The sequence below is a fragment of the Streptomyces sp. NPDC031670 genome (genome assembly GCF_055580545.1).
In genome coordinates, this window is sequence record NZ_JBVILC010000004.1 from 181,533 (window position 1) to 200,735 (window position 19,203).

Genomic DNA, 19,203 nt, shown 5'->3' on the forward strand with positions numbered 1-19,203 from the left:
GTGCTCCCGCCGGGTTGTTCGCGGATCCTCGCCGGTGAACGTCGTGTGCGCGCGAACGCGGTGCTCATCCGCCACCACCGGCCGCCTCGGCCGCCTCGGCGGCGACCTGCCGGAGGGTGTGTCCCGTGCGCGCCGAGCGGGCGCGGTGCGGATCGGGGGTGCCGGCGCTTGAGGCCCGCTCGTCGGCGCGCTTCACCAGCAACCAGGCCTCGCGTTCACCCCGGGTGTCGCGGATGCGGGTGAGCGAGTAACCGCCGTGCAGCTTGCGGCCGTCCAGCCAGAACGAGGCGTGACCCCGCTCCAGCGCGGTACCGAAGTCGACTTCCGCACCGCTGCGGTCGGTCGAGATGTTCCGGTAGGTTCCCTCGTCCCAGACGATCACCGTACCGCCCCCGTACTCGCCTGCGGCGATCACACCCTCGAACTCCCGGTACTCCAGCGGATGGTCCTCCGTCGGCATCGCCAACCGCTTGTCGTGCGGATCGGTGGACGGCCCTTTCGGTACCGCCCACGACTTGAGGACGCCGCCGACCTCCAGACGGAAGTCGAAGTGCATGGCGGTCGCCTCATGGATCTGCACCACGAACACGGGCCGCCGCGCCTTCGCCCCGTCGTCGGCACCCTTGGGCTCGGCGGTCTTGGAGAAGTCACGTCGGCGGTGGTACTCCGCCAGCGCGTCCTTCGGTGCGTGCGTCGATTCGTCCGTCGATGCCATGGCCACCTCCTGACGGCGGGAGTCGGTGCGCGCCCGGTCGCGCGGCGCTCCTCGCCCCGGGCCTCCGGATGTCGGCTACCCCGTCGGAACGCCGGTACCCGCACGCGGCAGGCACCACCGTCCGCCTCTGCCATTCTCCGGCTCCCGAGCGTACGACGCAGACCGAGCTCCCAGGCCACGCCGTCACGCACAGTAGCGACAAGGGGCCCTCGGTGCCCGTCCTGGCGGACCGGCCGTCTCGGGACACGCGCCGCCCGCCCGCAATGGAGACATGCGCCACCTGGTGACCGCCCGATGTGTCGTGGCCCCACGTCGCGACGCCCCGTGACCGCTCCCACACTTGCGGAACCTGCCCCCCAGCCCGCATCTGGAGCCCTCATATGCGTGACCTCAAACGCCTCCGCGTCGCAGACCTGCTCGTCGCGGTCTCGGCGGCGCTCGCGTTGTCCCTGAGCGCGGTCCCCGACGCCGTCGCGGCCGTCCCCGCTCCCACTCCGGGATCCCTGCCACCCCTCACCATCAACTCGGTCTACGTGTCCGGGGTTTCGTCAGGGGGATTCCTCGCCAACCAGTTGCACGTCGCGCACTCCGAGATCTTCAAGGGCGTCGGGATATTCTCCGCGGGACCGTACGACTGCTCCCAGGGGAACGTCTCCACCGCGCTCTACGCCTGCATGGACACGTTGCTCGCGCGCAAGAGCCCCGCCCAGCTGGAGCAGGAGACCCGTGACAGGGCCGCGTCCGGCGCCGTCGATCCGGTCGCGCATCTGTCCGGGGCCCCCGTCTGGCTCTCCCACGGCAGCTCCGACCGGACCGTGGACCGCGCGGTGAACGACGATCTCGCGGCCTACTACCGCGACCTGGGCGCCGACGTCGCCTACGACACCGCGTCGCCGGCCGGGCACGCCTGGGTCAGCCCGCTCGGCGAGGTGTCCTGCACCTCCACGGCGGCGCCCTATATGAACAACTGCGGTGGCGACCCCGAAAAGGACATGCTCGCCCACCTCTTCGGCTCCGTGCGGCCCGCCACCACGGCCCCGCTGACCGGCCGACTCGTCCAGTTCGACCAGAACACCTACGCCCCTGGTGGCAGCGCCTCCGCGATCAGCATGGGCAACGAGGGATTCGCGTACATCCCGCAGTCCTGCGCGACGGGTGCGTCCTGTCGGCTGATGGTGGCCCTCCACGGCTGCTACCAGTACTACGGGCTGATCGGCGACAAGTTCATGGCCGAGGCCAACCTGAACGAGTACGCCGACACGAACAGCACGGTCGTGCTGTACCCCCAGGCCACCACCGCGAGCGACAACCCGCGCGGCTGCTGGAACTGGTGGGCGTACGGCGGCGACACCCACTACGCCGACAAGGGCGGCCGGCAGATCACCGCGATCACGAACATGGTGAACGCGACAGCCCAGGCGCCCACGACACCGGCTCTTCCCGCCCCGACCGGCCTGACCAGCACCGGGACCACCACCACCGCGATCTCGTTGGCGTGGAACCCGGTCGCGGGCGCCGCCTCGTACAACGTCTACCGCGACGGCGGCAGGGCCAACACCGTCCCGCTCGACGGCACGGCCTACACGGATGGCGGCCTGGCTCCCGGCACGACCCACACCTACACCGTCGCCGCCGTCGACGGTTCCGGCGCCGTGGGGGCGCGTTCGGCCCCGGTGACGGCTACGACCACACCGGCCACCACGCCACTGCCGAACTGCTGGACCACCGACAACGTCGCGCACAACCTGGCCGGGCGGTCGTACTTCATCGGTGACAAGAGCTATGCGATCGGCACCGGTCAGTACATGGGCCCGCACACCGCCACGGCTCTCAGCAGCCTGCACCTGCGCTCAGCGGGCTCATGGGAGGTCGTACCGCACTGCTGAGACGGATCGTGCGCCCGTCAGCCGGGCCGGGTGTCGCGACCGCGGCGGCCGGCCCTCGGCCGTCCCGGCACTTGCGCCGAGATCGCGTTGGCGGTCCAATGCTGAAGATGAGTGCCGTCGGTGGGCGCGGCTCCCCAGATGCCGGGGCCGCAGAAGGCGCGAACCCGCTTGAGGAGCTGTCGCTCGACCGGCTCCGTCGGCGCGGGAGCATGAAGTGGCGCACCTACCCGGCCGATGTCCTGCCTCTGTGGGTGGCGGAGATGGACGTGCCGCTCGCGCCGCCGGTCGCCGAGGCGCTGCGCGAGGCCATCGACACCGGTGACACCGGATATCCCGCCGGAACCGAGTTCGCCGAGGCGCTGGCGGGCTTCGCGTCGCGCCGCTGGAAGTGGGACGGCGTGGCAGTCGACCGCACCGCCATGCTCCCCGACGTCATGATGGGCGCGGTGCAGGTGCTGCGGCTGATCACGGACCCCGGTGACCCGGTCGTCGTCAACTCCCCGGTGTACGCGCCCTTCTACGCCTTCATCACCCACGACGACCGCCGGATCGTGGAGGCCCCGCTCGGGCGGGATCTGCGGATCAGCCCGGACACGCTGGAGGAGGCGTTCCGGCGTGCCCGCAGGCAGAGCGGCCGGGGCGGGATCGGCTACCTCCTCAGCAATCCGCACAACCCCACCGGAACGGTCCACACCGCCGAGGAGCTCACGGCCGTGGCACAGCTGGCGCGGCGGTACGGAGTCCGGGTCGTGGCGGACGAGATTCACGCGCCACTCGTCCTGCGGGGCGCCGAGTTCACGCCCTATCTGAGCCTGCCGGGGGCCGAGGACGCGTTCTCCCTCATGTCGGCCACCAAGGGCTGGAACCTCGCCGGAATCAAGGCGGCGCTCGCCGTGGCGGGCCCCGAGGCGGCCTCCGACCTGCGCCGCATCCCCGAGGAGGTACACCACGGTGCGAGTTACCTGGGCGTCATCGCCCACACGGCGGCCTACCGCCACGGGGAGCCATGGCTCGACACCCTGCTGACGGGGCTCGACGCGAACCGGGCCCTGCTGGGCCGGCTCCTCGCGGAACACCTGCCCGGGATCGGGTACACCAGGCCGGAGGGAACCTATCTGGCCTGGCTGGACTGCCGTCCCCTGGGCCTCGCCCCGGAGGCCGGCCCCACGCACCCCGAAGGCCCGGCGCACCCCGCAGACTCCACGGACCTCGCCGTCGTCACCGACCTGGCCGGACCGGCCCGGCTGTTCCTGGACCACGCCCGGGTGGCGCTGTCCTCCGGACACATCTTCGGCACGGGAGGAGCCGGGCACGTACGCCTGAACTTCGCGACCTCACGGTCCGTGCTGACCGAGGCGGTCACCCGCATGGGACGCGCGGCAGCCTGCCACACGCGCTAGCCGCTCGCGCCGGTCACGTCTCTGAGGACGTACATACGGGTCTGACGACCCAATAAGGCCTGCCCACGTACGACAGCCCGTCGGCGCGGGGCCGCGTATCGTGCCCGGATGACTGTGTTGCCGGAAGAGTTCGTACGGACCACCGTCGAGCGCGAAGGAGAGCCGGGAGCCGCCTGGATCGCCGGGCTGCCGGGGCTCGTGGACGAGCTGCTGGACCGCTGGGAGTGCGTGCCGGACGGCCCGGTCATGCACGGAGGCGTCGGCGTGATCGTTCCCGTACGACCCGTACGACGGGGAGATGAGCGGCCTGCCGTGGTGAAGGTGTCGTTTCCGCATCCCGGCAACGTGCACGAGCCGGACGCGTTCGTGGCGTGGGGCGGGCGCGGTGCCGTCCTGCTGCACGAGCGCGACGACGAGCGGTTCGCGATGCTCCTGGAGCGGGTGCGACCGTCGACGCTGGGAGAGCTCCAGGACGGCGACGAAGTGGTGAGGGTGGCCGGGCGCCTCAACCGCCGACTGGCCGTGCCCGCGCCACCCGGCCTGCCCCGGCTGCGGGAGCGGGCGGACTCCTGGGAGGAACAGCTCCGCAAGGATGCCGAGGACATGCCTCACGCGCTGCCGCAGGAGGTACTGGACGCAGCCGTGGCGACCGTACGCGAACTGGGCGCGGTCCAGCCGGACGTCCTCGTCCACGGCGACCTCCACGCCCGCAACATCCTGCGCGCCGAACGCGAGCCGTGGCTGGCGGTCGACCCCAAGGGGTACGCGGGCGATCCCGCCTACGACGGCGGCACGCTGCTCAAGTCACGCGCGCTGACGCTTCTCGAAGCAGACGATCTGGGCAAGGCAGTCGATCGCGTCCTCGACGTGTTCACCGAGGCCGCGGAGCTCGACCGCGAACGTGTCCGCCGGTGGGCGCAGTTCCACGCCGTACAGGCCGCGTTCTGGGGCCGCCGCCACGGCTTCCGGGTCGCCCGCGCCGGACCGCTGCTGGACTGGATCACCGAGTTCGCCGACCATCTGGCGGGGTTGCTCACGAAACGCTCGTGAGGCGCTCGTCAGCTGCCCGTCGGACGCCCATGAGGCGTGATCGTGCTGTCCGGGGTGCACGCCGCCCGGCCTGTGCCGGTCAGCGCGGGTCGAGGAAGGACGTGGGGTCGTCCGGGTCGACGGGCAGACCGGGCGGGCGCGCGGGGTCGAACTGCCGACGGGCGAACGCGTCAGTGGCCCGGTGCACCACATCGGGCTGCGCAGGCGCGGGCCAGACGGCCAGAGCGTGTTCTTCCACCAAGTGTCCCCGCCTCACTGGAACAGCCACGGGGTGCCGCTGCTGCTAGTAGATACTCACGGCGACGGCGGTCTCCCACTCCTCACCGACGGGTGGCGGCACGTCCGCACACTGCTCCGTCGTCAGACGTATCCAGGGAGTACTGGCAGTACGAGACGAAAGCCGTTCCGTGGTCCATCGCGTGTCGGGCATGTGCGGATCATGCACCACGGCGTCAGACGCCGCCCTCGATCAGCGTCCAGCCCGACGACACCTGTGCGAGCGAACCGACGTTGGCGTAATGGCCGTGGGACAGCGTCGATGTCCACGCCGTGCCGTCGTCCTTGTAGAAGAACAGGCTGTCGGAGGTACGACCTTCCTTCTCCCAGATGCCGGAGGTGCCGATCCTGTTGAAGTGGACGCCCGAGCCGTTGGTCGCCCTGGACACCCGGAACTGGAGTGCGTCGTCGGTCCTCGCCAGGGACAGCACGGAGTCCTTGGTCGCGGTCAGCTCCCCGAGGAAGTCGGTCCTCGGGATGCCGCCCTTGTCGTGGTAGACGCCGCCCGTGAGGGTGCCGTAGCCCACGTTGCTCCAGGGGGAGTCACCCGAACCGTGCCTGGCCGCGGAGATCAGCGTGTCGCAGGAGGCGGCCATGGTCCCCCAGCCCGTGCTGAAGTTGTCGTACTGACGCATCTCCCGGTACGTGCCGTTCTTGAGGGTGCCCGTGACGCCGCGGCCGGTGTCCCCGTTGTAGAAGAGCACGGAGTCGCCGGACGCCTTGACGAAGGTCCAGTCGGTGGAGAAGTCGTCGTAGGACTGGGTGCGGTGGTACCGGCCGCCCCTGAGGGTGCCGACCTCCCCGGCCCCGGTGTCCTTGTTGTAGAGGACCAACGTGTCGCGGCTCGCCGCGCCGTGCGTGTACCCGGTCGGGAGGTCGAACTCCGCCTTCTCCTGCCAGTGACCGGCGGAGAGAGTGCCGGTGGCGGCCGAGCCGCTGTCGGCGTTGTAGAAGAGGATCGAACTGCTCGGCCTCGTCTGATCGCAGTACGACGAGGTGGCGCTCGCGGGCGACACCGGGCCGGCCAGCAGCACGGCCGTGGCGGAAGTGACCGCGGTGAGCGCGGCCACCAGGGCTTTCCTCATGGCTTTCCCCATTTCCTCGCACCGGGTACGTGCGGCGTCGGGGCGCCCCGGAACCCCGGCCCCGGCCATGCACGGTCTGAAGGAAGACGGACGCGCACTGACGCACTCACGCGCGTCGCCGCCCCGCCCTCGGCGCCGATGTCGGCCCGGCCTGTCAACGCCACCGAGCCCGCCGCAGGCTCGCGCCGGCGCTCGTACACAGACGTCCACCTCCCATCGTGCGCCGCCCGGACCCGCCCCGCATCTCGATGCGGGGCGGGCCCCATGACCTGCCATGGCAGACCTCGCGGCCGGAGCACCGGCCGCCGCGTCGCGGGCCGTCCCCCGGCCGTCCGCGCCCGCCCGTGTCGGCACTCCTCGCCCCGTGAGAGGTGTTGGTTGATACGAGGTCCACCCACCCAACTTCTCTGTGGCATCTGCCAGTACGGCCCCGGGACCAGCCGGGAGCAGACTTTCTGCCACGAGCGTGGCCCGCTGATCCTCTCGTTCCGGAGGGCCGGTGCGGTCGCGTGCGGGACGATCCACGATCCATACGGGTGTGATCCACACGAGGGGGCGGCACATGAGCGTGCAGCAGCAGTACGACCGGATCGGCGAGGCGTTCGAGGGGTTCAAGTCCCTGCCGCTGATGCGTTACGGGGAGGTGCCGAGCTTCCTTGGCCTGGTCGGGGACGTGGGCGGCAAGTCGGTTCTGGACCTGGCGTGCGGCACCGGTTTCTACAGCAGGGAGCTCAAGCGGCGCGGAGCCGCGGACGTCTTCGGTGTCGACATCTCCGGCGAGATGATCGCCGTCGCGCACAGGACCGAGCAGGGTGAGCCGCTCGGGGTGCGCTACGAGGTCGGTGACGTGGCCGAACTGCCCAAGCTGGAACGGCGTTTCGACATGGCCCTGGCCGTACAGTGCCTCAACTACGCCGGGGACAACGCGGAGATGGAGCGGATGTGCCGCGCCATCCACCGGAACCTGGTGGCGGGAGGAGCGTTCTACATGCTCTGCCAGAACCCCGACTACCGGTTCAACCGTCCGCCTCTGGACAAGTACGGGTTCCGCTGCGAGCCCACCGGTGAGGAGACCGAGACGGGGCCGAGGGTGCGGGTCACCGCTCTCCTCGACCCGGAGCCGGTCACCATCCTCGTCGCGGCCCCGCGCCGCGAGGTCTACGAGGAGTGTCTGCGGGCGGCCGGGTTCAGCGCGCTGGAGTGGGTGCCCCTGCGGATCTCCGAAGCCGGCATCCGTGAGTTCGGCGAGGACTTCTGGGCCGACCTGCTCGCGAACCCGCCGCTGGAGATGCTGCGCTGCCGCGCCTGACCAGCGCATCCGGGCAGCGACCCGGCGGATCGGCGGGTTTCACCGATCCGCCGGCACCTGCCGCCTCGGTCACCCCGAGGCGGCAGGAGGGTCGGGTAAGCCGGTCGGTGCGGGAGCCGTGGGGTTCACCTCTCCCCCGGCGCCCCCGCCCGGTTCACCGTCAGCTCCGCGATGCCCGGGTGCTCCTTCGCCTTCGCGTCGCCCCGCACCGTGACCCGTACGTACCGTGCCAGTCGTACGTCGTCCTTCACGGCCCGCCTCCAGTGCCGGCCGTCGAGGGACAGCTCGATGCTGTACGCGACGGGCTTGGTGGTGTTCCAGGTGGGGGTGACGCTCTTGACGCGGACGGGCCGGGCGAGGTCCGTCGTCAGTCGGCCGTTCGCACTGTCCGGGACCCAGGCCGTTGCCGTGTTGCCGTCCACCGCGGCGCCCGCGTACATGCCGGGCTGCTGGGAGGAGGCGGTGGCGGTCGTGCAGCGGGCCGCGTTGGTGGTGGGGGTGAGGTCGGGGCGGCGGGTCTTGAGGACGGCCGGGGCGCCCTTGCTGACGATCTGCTCCCCCTGGGGGGTGTCGAGCGTCATCGGCGCGCCGCCGGTGAGGCGGACGGTGGTGCGGTGGGCGCCGAGTTCGATGTCGTAGGTGCGTCCCTGCCAGGTCAGACCGCGCAGGGTGACACCCCGCTCCAACTGCGGGGGCAGCATCGGGTCGAGGTGCAGCCGGTCCTCACGCATCCGCATACCGGTCAGGCCGTTGGTGAAGACCTGGAGGAAGCCGCCCTTGCCGGTGAGGAAGTCATGGGCGGGTGAGCCTGCCAGGGGGTCCTCGGCGCCCGCCTTGTCGCCGCGTGCCTCCGAGAACTGCGCGAAGGGGCCGCGGACGAACGGCCTGATGGAACGCTCCAGATAGGTGTACGTGGAGCAGCCCGGCTCACCGATCCCGGCGGCGTCGATGGCGTGCACCGAGTCCGTCATGGCCGGGCCGTCCGGGTCGGTGCGCTGCGCGTAGTAGTCGAGGGTGGCCGCGTCGGCGCCCTTGGGCATCGGCCATTCCAGCGGGTACATCAGCAGGACGGTGTCGGCCTGCTTGATGGTGCTGCCGCGGTAGCCGTCGTACTGCTGGAAGACCTTGTCGTGTGCGTCGTAGGGGATCCGGATGCGGTCGGCGATCGTCTTCCACTCGGCGGGGGCGCGCTTGCCGAGGAGTTCGGCGGCGCGGGCGGCGTGGCGCAGGGCGGTGGCGGCTCCGGCGTTCGTGAAGACCGCGTCGTCCACACCGTTGCTGTATTCGTCCGGGCCGGCCGTGTCCTTGATCGAGTAGCTGCCGTCCGCGTTGGCGCTGACACGGCCCGCCCAGAACTCGGCGATGCCCCGCAACACCGGCCAGCCGCGCTCACGCAGCCAGCTCGTGTCCTTGGTGGCGAGGTAGTACTGCCAGGTGGCCAGGGAGATGTCGGACTGGAGGTGGATCTGAGTGCGGCAGTGCGGCGGGTCCACGCTGTGGCACTCCTGGGCCAGATTCCCCGAACTTCCACTGTTCCAGGGGAAGAAGAGACCTTGGTAGCCGAGTTTGCGGGCGTTCTCGCGCGCGCCCGCCCGGGTCCGGTAGCGGTAGTCGAGCACGGACTTGGCGAGCTCGGGCCGGGTGGCGAGCAGGCCCGGGTACATCCAGGTCTCGGCGTCCCAGAAGATGAGGCCGGCGTAGTTGTCGCTGGTCAGCCCGGCCGGGGCGATGCTGTTGGCGGCGCCTGCCCGGGTGTTGGAGAGCAGGCCGTACTGGGCGGAGCGCACCCATGTCTGCATCTCGGGCTGCCCGGGCACCTCGATGTCGCTTCGCCACAGGCGGGCCCAGGCGGCGGTGTGGGAGCGCAGCAGGGCGTCCCAGCCGCGCCCGGCGGCGCGCCGCGAGGTGGTGGTGGCGTCGTTGCGCGGTGCGCGTGAGGTGAGCGCGGTGTCGACGCCGACGTACTTGGTGAAGTCGTAGGACCGCCCGCTGCGGACCGGCACAGTGAGGGACTGACGAGAAGTCATTTGCTTGGCCGGTGACGCCGGTTGGCCCTCGGCGCCGTGTACCCCGCTCCCGGCACGCAGGGTCGAGGCGACGGCTCCGTTCACGTTCGTACCGTCCGTACGGAAGGCGACGTCCATGGTGGGCGCGGTGCGGCCGGCGCGGGAGCCACCGCTCCGGTCACCGCCGCCGGTCTGCGAGATACGGCGCGCGCCGCGACCGTCCAGCATGTCGGTGACGGTGGCTCGGCCGCTCCAGTGCGGCGTCATCCTCATACGTACGGCACCGACGTGCGGGTCGGCGCGGTCGGTGAGGACCTCGTAGACGAGGTCGGTGCTGCGGCCGTCGGCGGCCGTCCAGGTCAGCGAGGTCCGGACCAGTCCGCAGTGGAGGAAGAGCGACTGGCGGTAGTGGGAGACGCGGCCGGACGGCGTCGAAGAGTTGAAGGTGTCTCCCCGCGCTCCGCCGGTGCTGAGGGTGAGCGCGGTCCAGTTGGGCAGCGCGGCGACGGCCTGCCGGTCGCCGGCGGTCCGCTTGTTGTGCGCGTACAGACCGGAGACGAGGGAGCCGTCGTAGCGCGGGGTGAACAGCGGCCAGCCGGTCTTGGCCTCGCTGTCGGCGTATCCGGCGCCGTTGGGGGGCACGCGCTGCCCCAGATAGCCGTTGCCGACGAAGGCGTGATGGCTGTCGGCCGTATCGATCCGGGTGGCGTCGAGCGTCCAGCCCGCGCCGCTGCGGCAGGTCGCGTCCGAGACGGAGGTGTTACGCGCGGTCTGCGAGGCCGCGGCCGGGGCGGAGGTGACAAGTGATCCGGCCAGCAGCACCGCGGTCAGTCGGGCGGCACGAGGCCGTACGCCGAGGGAGTACGTCATTGTTCTCCGTCACTCTGGTTCGACTGCGAGGTCCTGGGACCATAAATTTCCTGAACGATCCACGTCAATAGGCGTGCATTACCGGTCAAGTGTCGAAGGAATGGGGGGAACGTGAAGGCTTCCGCCAGACGGGGCGTGCGGGTGCGGCGGAGAGGCGTGACGGTGGTCGGCTCGGCTGCCGCAGCGTCAGTCGGTGACGAGGGCGAGTGTGAAGCCGTCGTACCCCTTGGAGCCGACGGTCTGCACCGTGGTGGCGGTGAGCCGCGGGTGGGCGGCGATGAGCTCGGTGAAGCGGCGGACGCCCTGGACGCGGGGGTCGGCGCTGGCCGGATCGGTGACCGCGCCGTCGCGGACGACGTTGTCGCCGATGATGGCGCTGCCGGGCCGCGTCAACTTCAGGGCCCACTCCAGATAGTCGGGGTTGGAGGGCTTGTCCGCGTCGATGAAGACGAGGTCGAACGGGCCGGCGCCCTCCCGCGCGAGCTGGGGAAGCGAGTTGATGGCCTTGCCGACGCGCAGGTCGACGACGTGGTCGAGTCCGGCGCGCGCGATGTTCGAGGCCGCCACGGCGGCATACCGCTCATCGGCCTCCAGCGTCACCAGGCGTCCGCCGTCCGGGAGGGCCCGGGCGAGCCATATGGTGCTGTATCCGCCGAGTGTGCCGATCTCCAGCACGGTACGCGCGCCTCGGAGCCGGGTGATCAGGTGGAGCAGCTTCCCCTGGTTGGGCGCGACCTGGTGGGGCGGGAGCCCGGCCGAGTCGCTCTCCGTCGCGGCTGCGAGCAGCGGCTCGTCCTCGTCGACCAGGAGGCCGTTGAAGTAGTCGTCGACCGCGGTCCAGGTCTGCTGGGACATAGTGAGTTCCTTTTCGATACCTACTAAGTTTCATCAAGGAACTTACTACGGGCCCTCGGGCGGCTGTCAACGATTCGCAGAAGGGCCCCGCCGATCCCCCGAGGTCGGCCGGCACCACCCGAACGATGGTCCAGGCGGGGGTGACGCTACGCATTCGGCGTAGGAGCGGTGGCTGAGGTGGTGGCCGTGCCGCACGGTGTGGACGAGGAAGTGCGGCGTCACGCCAGTCTCCCCGATCCACCGCCTCTCGAACAGGAGAACCGTCTCTGATGCGTGCCACATGGACCGCTGCCGCCCTGACCGCGGCGCTTGCCCTCACCCCGGTCGCCTCGGCCGCCGCCGTCCCGCGTCCCGGCGCCGACACCCCGCAGCCGGCCACGGCCGCGGCCCTGCCCATGGACCAGCCCGTATCGGCGGTCCCGACGAGACCGGTGACGGCGCCGGTAACCCAGGGGAAGACACAGAGCCCGCTCGCACCGCAGACCGCGCCCGCGGCGCCGGCCGACGACGGCGGTGGCGGGCTGGTGTCGATCGTGACGGGCCTGGTCAAGACCCTGCAGAACGTACTGAGCGGCCTCCTCGGCAACCTGTCGTCGGCCAAGCCCCCCGCGACGACCAGCGCGCTCAACGACCAGGCCACGACGACGAGCCAGCTGGTCCCCCCGGCCACGCTGGCGGAGCTGCTCAAGACCGTCGACGCCCTGAAGGCCGCCGAGACCGCCGCCCGCGCGGCTCAGTAGCCGCGCGAGGCCCCTGTCCGCGGCATGCCGCAGCCGTTCCGGACACGGCGCGCGTCACGGCGCTGTGCGCGCGCCGGTCGTCCGGAAGCGATCCCGGCCCGGACATGACGGGCCGGGATCGACGCGTCCGACCGGCAGGCGGCCGTCAGTGCCAGCGGCTGACTTCCACGTTCTCCAGGATGCCCAGGGCGTCGGGGACGAGGATCGCGGCCGAGTAGTAGGCGGTGACCAGGTACGAGATGATCGCCTGCTCGTCGATGCCCATGAACCGCACCGACAGGCCCGGCTCGATCTCGTCGGGGATCCCCTCCTGCCGCAGGCCGATCACCCCCTGCTCCTCCTTGCCCGTACGCATACAGATGATCGAGGTGGTGCGCTCGGGAGAGAGGGGGATCTTGCCGCACGGGAAGATGGGCACTCCGCGCCACGCGGGCAGCCGGTGGCCGCCGAAGTCCACCGACTCCGGGACCAGACCACGTTTGTTGCACTCACGGCCGAAGGCGGCGATGGCCTTGGGGTGGGCGAGGAAGAACTTGTTGCCGCGGCGGCGCGAGAGCAGTTCGTCCATGTCGTCGGGGCTGGGTACCCCGTCGTGCGGCTGGATGCGCTGCCCGTAGTCGCAGTTGGCCAAGAGGCCGAACTCGCGGTTGTTGACGAGCTCGTCCTCCTGGCGCTCGCGCAGTGCCTCGACGGTGAGCCGCAACTGCTGCTCGGTCTGGTTCATCGGCTGGTTGTAGAGGTCCGCGACCCGGCTGTGGACCTTCAGCACGGTCTGGGCGACGGAGAGTTCGTACTCGCGCGGGGCGCCCTCGTAGTCCACGTAGGTGTGCGGGATCACGGCCTCGCCGACATGGCCGGCCGACAGATCGATCGCGGCCTCGCCGTACTTGTTGGTCCGCTGCTTGGGGATGGCCGCGTAGGCGGTCAGATGGTCGTTCAGGGAGGTGGCGCGCTCGGCGAGGTTGAGCACGTCGGCCCGCCGCAGCTCCAGCACCGTACAGTCCGTCGCCGCGCGGACCGAGGCCTCCCAGGTGGCGTCGGACGAGACGAGCGCCTGCTCGCCCAAGTACGCCCCGTCGGCCAGGACACCGAGCACCGCCTCGCCGCCGTAGGGACCCGGACCGACGCGCTCCACCCGGCCGTGGGCCAGCAGATACACCGTGTCCACCGGATCGCCCCGGGTGGCCAGGACTTCCCCAGCGGCGAACTCGCGCTGCTCGCAGCGGTTCGCCAGCTCCTCCAGCGCGGCCTCGTCCTCGAAGCCGCGCAGCGCGGGCAGCTCTCCCAGCTCGGCGGGGATCACGGCGACCTGCCGACCGGTCTGCACGAAGGTGACCTTCCCGTCACCCACCGAGTAGCTCAGCCGCCGGTTGACCCGGTACGTACCACCCTGGACCTGCTCCCACGGCAGCATCCGCAGCAGCCACCGGGAGCTGATCTCCTGCATCTGGGGAACGGACTTGGTGGTGGTCGCCAGATTCCGCGCGGCGGCGGTACCGAGACTTTGCTGTTCGCATTCCCGGTCCACCGACTCCTGCGGACTTGCATCAACCGACATTGAGGGTCCTTCCTTCGAACGGAGAACAGTCAGGGACAGCCTGACCGCAAGTAAGGGAATTCGCTACTACACGAACGAGTGCAAGGATTTACCCAACCCGGCGGACTGGAACGGAATTTGGCCAATTTCCCACGCCCCAGCACGAGCTGCCGGAAGGGGGTGTGAGAAGGGGACGCTCGTACCCCTATGGAATTCGGTGAGGCTGCGCCGCTCACGCCACGTCCGTAGCGTGTCACGCTCACCGTGCGGCCCAGCAGACGCGGCGAGCCCGTCACGAGCGCGCCGGAACCGCAGGTCCGCGCAGGTGTACGCGCGGCAAACCCGCCGGGGCCGGCGTCACCATATCGAATGACAACCGGCCTTCTCGGCCCGCCGGTTCGCTAAACCGTCCTACCCTCGTACCTGGATCTGGAAGGAAGGCTTCCAGCCGCGCCCTCTTTCCTTCCCTTTCTCGCGGTGCCAGGTGTGAACGGGCAATGCCCGTATACCTGCGTCCCCTTCGCCGCCGATACCGTAGAAATGACCCAGCGATGACCGTGGACACCAGCCGGACGAGTGCGGACACCAGCATGCGGCCGAAACCGCGCCCGCAGCCCAGACAGACCTGCGAGGGTGCACAGGCATTCCCCGACTCCGGCACATCCGCCTTGAGGATGCGGGAATCCGCCTGCCCCTGACCGTTCGCCGGGCCGCTCCTCATGCGTCCACCCACGTTCCGTCCCGCGCGCCGGGACCCCGCGGGCACCTGCCCTTTCGGTGCCCCTCTTCCAGGCGCCGGTCACCCACGCACGCGCCCACGACGGCCCGGCCCTTCCGGGCGCTCTCGGCGTGCTCACACCCGTCCACCCACCCAAGGAGTCATGGATGCCCGGTCCCCCGCTCTACTCGGTGCCGACAGTGGGCCCCCGGGCCATGGCACCGTCGGCCCCACCCGGCGACGCACCTCCAGACGCGGGCGGCTGCCATGAGGACGCGGCGGCGGCCTGCGTCCAGGACCCGGCCCCCGCTCCGGAGGGGGACGGCTCGGCGCCGCACATCCCCGGGACCGAGACGGCGTGCGAGGACGACGCGCGAGGTGACCCCGCGCCGGAACGCGACGCCTGGGAACGTGTGCTGAGCGGGCCGAACGGTCTGGGCACCACGGGCCTGCGGCTGGCGCGCGCGCAGCCCCCGACACCGTGCCGGGAGATCCCGGGCCTCTACTACCACCCCGTACCCGAACCCGACGCGGCGCGGGTGGCGGAGGTCAGCCGGAGGATCAAGGACTGGGCGGTGGACGAGGTCGAGCTGTACCCGCCCGAGTGGGAGGACCAGTTCGACGGTTTCTCCCTGGGCAGATACATGGTCGCCTGCCATCCCGACGCCCCCACCATCGAGCACCTGATGGTCGCCACCCGGCTGATGGCCGCGGAGAACGCGGTGGACGACTGCTACTGCGAGGACCACGGTGGCTCACCCGTCGGACTCGGCGGGCGCCTGCTGCTGGCGCACACCGCGCTGGACCCGCTCCACACCGCGCAGGAGTACCAGGCGCCCTGGGCGGACTCCCTCCACAGCGACGCCCCGCGCCGGGCCTACCGCTCGGCCATGGACTACCTCCTCCAGGCCGCCAGCGCGTCCCAGGCCGACCGCTTCCGGCACGACATGGCCCGTCTGCACCTGGGGTACCTCGCCGAGGCCGCCTGGGCACAGACGGAGTACGTGCCCGAGGTGTGGGAGTACCTGGCCATGCGGCAGTTCAACAACTTCCGCCCCTGTCCCACCATTACCGACACGGTCGGGGGCTACGAACTGCCCGCCGACCTGCACGCCCAGCCGGCCATGCAGCGGGTCATCGCCCTCGCCTCCAACGCCACCACCATCGTCAACGACCTCTACTCGTACACCAAGGAACTCGCCGCCCCCGGCCGGCACATGAACCTGCCCGTGGTGCTCGCCGAGCGCGAGGACCTCGATGAGCGCGACGCGTACCTCAAGGCCATCGGGATCCACAACGACCTGATGCACGCCTTCGAGGCCGAGGCCGCCGCCCTGGCGCTCGCCTGCCCCGTTCCCCAGGTCACCCGCTTCCTGCGCGGTGTGGCGGCGTGGGTCGACGGCAACCACCACTGGCACCAGACCAACACCTACCGCTACGGCCTGCCCGATTTCTGGTAACCAAGGAGACCCATCGTGCCCAAGACAGCCGAAGCCGCCACCGCCGCGGCCATTCCCCACCCGGCGACGCCCTACCAGGGAGACATCGCCCGCTACTGGGACCACGAGGCCCGGCCGGTGAACCTGCGCCTGGGCGACGTGGACGGCCTCTACCACCACCACTACGGCATCGGGGCCGTCGACGAGTCCGCGCTCACCCACCCCACGGACAGCGACCGCGAGACGAAACTCATCGCCGAACTGCACCGGCTGGAGTCCGCCCAGGCCGATCTGCTCCTGGACCACCTCGGCCCCATCCAGCCGGACGCGCTGCTCGTGGACGCCGGCTGCGGGCGCGGTGGCTCCATGGTGATGGCCCATCAGCGCTTCGGCTGCTCGGTCCAGGGCGTCACCCTCTCCACCAAGCAGGCCGACTTCGCCAACCAGCGCGCCCGCGAGCTCGGCATCGACGGGTCCGTACGGGCCCATGTCCGCAACATGCTCGACATGCCCTTCACGAACGGGCAGGCGGCGGCCTCGTGGAACAACGAGTCGAGCATGTACGTCGACCTGCACGACCTCTTCGCCGAACACGCCCGCGTCCTGGCCCCCGGCGGCCGGTACGTGACCATCACCGGGTGCTGGAACCCCGTCTACGGGCAGCCCTCCAAGTGGGTGTCACAGATCAACGCGCACTTCGAATGCAACATCCACTCGCGCCGTGAATACCTGCGGGCCATGGCCGACAACCGTCTCGTGCCGCAGACGATCACCGATCTGACACCGGCGACCCTGCCCTACTGGGAGCTGCGCGCCACCTCATCCCTGACCACGGGCATCGAGGAGGCGTTCCTCAACTCCTACAAGGACGGTTCCTTCCAGTACCTCCTGATCGCGGCCGACCGGGTCTGACCGACCGGCGACCGGCGGACCGGGCCTCCCGCGCCCGGCGAGGGCGGGCACACTCACCACCTGCCCGCCCTCGTGTGCGCCCCGGGGGGCCGTGAGGGTCGAGCGGGTCGCGGAGAGGCGTGGGTCGATGTGAGGAGCGTTCCTCACTCCATGAGCAGGATCTGCTGGCGTCCGCCGCCTATGGTGACGCGGTACTCGACCTCGCTGTAGGCGGGCCACGCCCCCCTCACCGTCGGCCAGCCCAGCTCCGCGTAGGGGCGCTCGTCCCGCTGTCCGCGCATCTTCATGAACGCGACGCCCGTCACGAGCCGGCCCCGGGCGCCGCCCTCCCCGTCGGCGACGAGCCGCAGCAGGGCATCGTGGCCGAAGGGGCCGTTGAGCGGGGTGACGACGACGGCGCCGGGTGCGGCCTGGTCCAGCCAGGCCTGCGGGACGCGGCGTACCGCGGCGGTCGAGATGATTCTCGTGTAGGGGCCGCGCTGGGGGTGGCCCTCCTCCCCGTCCGCGCAGACGACCGCCGGCCGCAGTCCCAGCCGGGCGAGCCTGTCCCGGGCCAGGTCGGCCAGGTAGGGGTCTATCTCCACCGTGGTGAGCTGCTCGGGGGGCACCCGCTGGGCCAGCACGGCGGTGCTGTAGCCGGTGCCGGTGCCGATCTCCAGGGCGGTGTCGCCGGGGCCGGGGTCGAGGTGGTGCAGCATGTCCACCACGACGGCCGGGCACGAGGCGGCGGAGGTGAACGCCTCCCGGGTCGGACCGTCCTGAGGTCGTACGCGCCCGTCCGCGACCTGGGTGATGAGTGACGCCTGCGCCGTGTAGACGGCCCGCAGCCATGAACGGGGCCGCCGCGCACGGTCGATGACCGGGTGCAGTCCGTCCTCACCGGGGTAGGGCCACCACACCTGGTCGGGTATGAAGTGCTCGCGCGGCACCGTCAGGAACGCGGCGCGCAGCCAGGGCCGCTCATGGAAGTGGCCGAATTCCTTCCCGTCGAGTTCGGCCGCGCAGCGCGCGCGCAGCTCCCGGGGGTCGAGCGGGCTCGCCATACCGGCGTATCCGCCTAGTCGTCTTCCGCCGGCGGACTGGGTTCGGGCTCCGGAGCGGGATTGCCCGGATCACCCGGTGAACTGTGCGGGCCGCCCACCTGGCCGTCCGAGTCCTGACGACTGCCCATGAACGTCTCCTTTCCGAGGGGACGGCCAACTCGGTCTCGCAGCCGTCGTGTTACGCGGACGGTACCCCCGCGCGGGGAGGCGGATCCAGGCGGCGGGGAAGGCCGCCACCGATTCCCGGGCAGGCACACCGCGCCTCGTTCCCGGGCCCCTTCCTCACGCAGCCGCCTCGGCCGTCTGCGCGGTCAGCGCCGCGAGCAGCCAGTCGTGTGCCACGCCAGGGGTCGCCACCGGTCTGCCGTCTCCGGGGCCGGTGACCTCGGCCACCAGCTCCCAGTAGCGGTCGATCCGCGGGTCCGCCGCGAGGCTGGGACCCAGGGCGCGACGGAAGTACGGGGTGTCCCGGGTGTGCCGGGAGGCCGCGTAGGCCGCCACGAAGCAGTCCAGCGCCTCTCCCGCGCGCGGGGCGCGCCCCCGTCGCAGCTGCGCGCCCGCGAGCTCGTACGCCTCGGCCAGACCCGCGTACAGCACGTCCGGGCGGAAGTTTGGTGCGGAAGTGTGCGCCTCGGGCTGGCAGGGTTCGCCCGCGAGGCACGGCCGGGTCACGAAGGCGTTGAGCCGGGCGAAGGCCAGGACTTGTGCGGGGCCCGGGTCGTCGGGCGGTGCCGGGACCGCCACGTCCAGGAACGCCGAACGGGCGCGGGCCGGCATCCGGGGCGGCAGCCAGGCCCGCCAGAACCGCGCCAGCGGGTCCGTGCTCGGCGGGGCGGCCACCGCGCCGAGCAGCCGCAGCCGGTCGGCGCGCTCCTGCGGCGCGCACTCCTGGATGAGCCGCAGACCCGCCTCGCGCCACCGCAACGCCCGGATGTCGTCCCCCAGTTGGCGCAGCTGCCCGGCGACGGCCGCCTCCAGCGCCTGGCCGCCCGTACCGTCGTCCTCGTCGAGGATCCGCCGCACCTCGGGCAGCGGCAGGTTGAGCGCGCGCAGCGAACGGATCAGCCGCAGCCGGTCCAGCGCGGCCGGGCCGTAGCGGCGGTGTCCGCCCGAGCTGCGGGAGGCCTCCGGCAGCAGGCCTCGGTCGGAGTAGAAGCGGACGGTCTTGACGGTGACGCCGGCGTGCTCGGCGAGTTCACCGATGCTCCACAGGCCGTCGGGGGAAAGCGGCACTTGAACCTCCCTCAGGGGGAGTTCCTACCGTACCGGTGAGCGCGGACGGCCGATCGAGGACAACGGGGGTGCCGTCCGCGCCCAGACCGCACGGACCGCCGCGTACGGGGGCTTCCGGCAACAAGAGGA

At 71.1% G+C, this 19,203-nt stretch carries 15 protein-coding genes; 7 read left to right on the forward strand and 8 right to left on the reverse strand.

The window, feature by feature from the left end; genetic code table 11:
* Positions 1-64: 64 nt before the first annotated feature.
* Entirely contained in the window at positions 65-715 is a 651-nt protein-coding gene (locus ACZ5ID_RS10330; RefSeq protein ID WP_468895529.1) for a DNA polymerase ligase N-terminal domain-containing protein, read from the reverse strand.
* Positions 716-1,095: 380 nt separating this feature from the next.
* Here ACZ5ID_RS10330 and ACZ5ID_RS10335 point away from each other — a divergent pair, with 380 nt between their 5' ends.
* The 3 genes from ACZ5ID_RS10335 (at position 1,096) to ACZ5ID_RS10345 (ending at position 5,051) form a co-directional block, all read left to right on the forward strand.
* Positions 1,096-2,601 (forward strand): extracellular catalytic domain type 2 short-chain-length polyhydroxyalkanoate depolymerase, encoded by a 1,506-nt coding sequence (locus ACZ5ID_RS10335; protein WP_468895532.1) that lies wholly within the window; start codon positions 1,096-1,098, stop codon positions 2,599-2,601.
* A 107-nt stretch (positions 2,602-2,708) separates the two neighbouring features.
* Positions 2,709-4,001, forward strand: coding sequence for a MalY/PatB family protein (locus ACZ5ID_RS10340; RefSeq protein ID WP_468895535.1), 1,293 nt, complete (start codon positions 2,709-2,711; stop codon positions 3,999-4,001).
* Positions 4,002-4,109: 108 nt separating this feature from the next.
* Positions 4,110-5,051 (forward strand): aminoglycoside phosphotransferase family protein, encoded by a 942-nt coding sequence (locus ACZ5ID_RS10345; RefSeq protein WP_468895538.1) that lies wholly within the window; start codon positions 4,110-4,112, stop codon positions 5,049-5,051.
* A gap of 79 nt (positions 5,052-5,130) precedes the next feature.
* Here the strand turns inward: ACZ5ID_RS10345 and ACZ5ID_RS10350 are convergent, their stop codons facing one another.
* On the reverse strand, positions 5,131-5,289 hold the full coding sequence (locus ACZ5ID_RS10350) for a hypothetical protein (protein ID WP_468895541.1): 159 nt from the start codon (positions 5,287-5,289) through the stop codon (positions 5,131-5,133).
* A gap of 214 nt (positions 5,290-5,503) precedes the next feature.
* Positions 5,504-6,412 (reverse strand): hypothetical protein, encoded by a 909-nt coding sequence (locus tag ACZ5ID_RS10355; protein WP_468895543.1) that lies wholly within the window; start codon positions 6,410-6,412, stop codon positions 5,504-5,506.
* Between the two features lie 562 nt (positions 6,413-6,974).
* Here ACZ5ID_RS10355 and ACZ5ID_RS10360 point away from each other — a divergent pair.
* Entirely contained in the window at positions 6,975-7,721 is a 747-nt protein-coding gene (locus tag ACZ5ID_RS10360; RefSeq protein WP_468895546.1) for a class I SAM-dependent methyltransferase, read from the forward strand.
* 125 nt (positions 7,722-7,846) lie between these two features.
* Here ACZ5ID_RS10360 and ACZ5ID_RS10365 read toward each other — a convergent pair whose 3' ends face one another.
* A complete protein-coding gene (locus tag ACZ5ID_RS10365) occupies positions 7,847-10,597 on the reverse strand; it encodes a discoidin domain-containing protein (RefSeq protein ID WP_468895549.1) in 2,751 nt (916 codons plus the stop codon).
* 186 nt (positions 10,598-10,783) lie between these two features.
* Entirely contained in the window at positions 10,784-11,452 is a 669-nt protein-coding gene (locus ACZ5ID_RS10370; protein ID WP_468895552.1) for an O-methyltransferase, read from the reverse strand.
* Positions 11,453-11,721: 269 nt separating this feature from the next.
* Between ACZ5ID_RS10370 and ACZ5ID_RS10375 the strand changes: the two genes are divergently transcribed.
* Positions 11,722-12,192, forward strand: a complete 471-nt coding sequence (locus ACZ5ID_RS10375) for a hypothetical protein (RefSeq protein WP_468895555.1) — start codon at positions 11,722-11,724, stop codon at positions 12,190-12,192.
* 145 nt (positions 12,193-12,337) lie between these two features.
* On the opposite strand, the gene ACZ5ID_RS10380 is transcribed toward ACZ5ID_RS10375, so the two are convergent.
* Positions 12,338-13,750, reverse strand: a complete 1,413-nt coding sequence (locus ACZ5ID_RS10380) for a family 2B encapsulin nanocompartment shell protein (protein ID WP_468895558.1) — start codon at positions 13,748-13,750, stop codon at positions 12,338-12,340.
* An 864-nt stretch (positions 13,751-14,614) separates the two neighbouring features.
* On the opposite strand from ACZ5ID_RS10380, the gene ACZ5ID_RS10385 reads away from it, so the two are divergent.
* The gene (locus ACZ5ID_RS10385; protein WP_468895561.1) at positions 14,615-15,907 is read left to right on the forward strand and encodes a family 2 encapsulin nanocompartment cargo protein terpene cyclase; all 1,293 of its coding nucleotides are present in this window, start codon (positions 14,615-14,617) and stop codon (positions 15,905-15,907) included.
* A 15-nt stretch (positions 15,908-15,922) separates the two neighbouring features.
* Positions 15,923-16,798 carry a geranyl diphosphate 2-C-methyltransferase gene (locus ACZ5ID_RS10390; RefSeq protein WP_468895564.1) on the forward strand — a complete coding sequence of 292 codons (876 nt, stop codon included), beginning with the start codon at positions 15,923-15,925 and terminating at the stop codon, positions 16,796-16,798.
* 143 nt (positions 16,799-16,941) lie between these two features.
* Here the strand turns inward: ACZ5ID_RS10390 and ACZ5ID_RS10395 are convergent, their stop codons facing one another.
* Entirely contained in the window at positions 16,942-17,841 is a 900-nt protein-coding gene (locus tag ACZ5ID_RS10395; protein WP_468895567.1) for a methyltransferase domain-containing protein, read from the reverse strand.
* Positions 17,842-18,123: 282 nt separating this feature from the next.
* Positions 18,124-19,074 carry a MerR family transcriptional regulator gene (locus ACZ5ID_RS10400; RefSeq protein WP_468895570.1) on the reverse strand — a complete coding sequence of 317 codons (951 nt, stop codon included), beginning with the start codon at positions 19,072-19,074 and terminating at the stop codon, positions 18,124-18,126.
* Between the last annotated feature and the right edge of the window lie 129 nt (positions 19,075-19,203).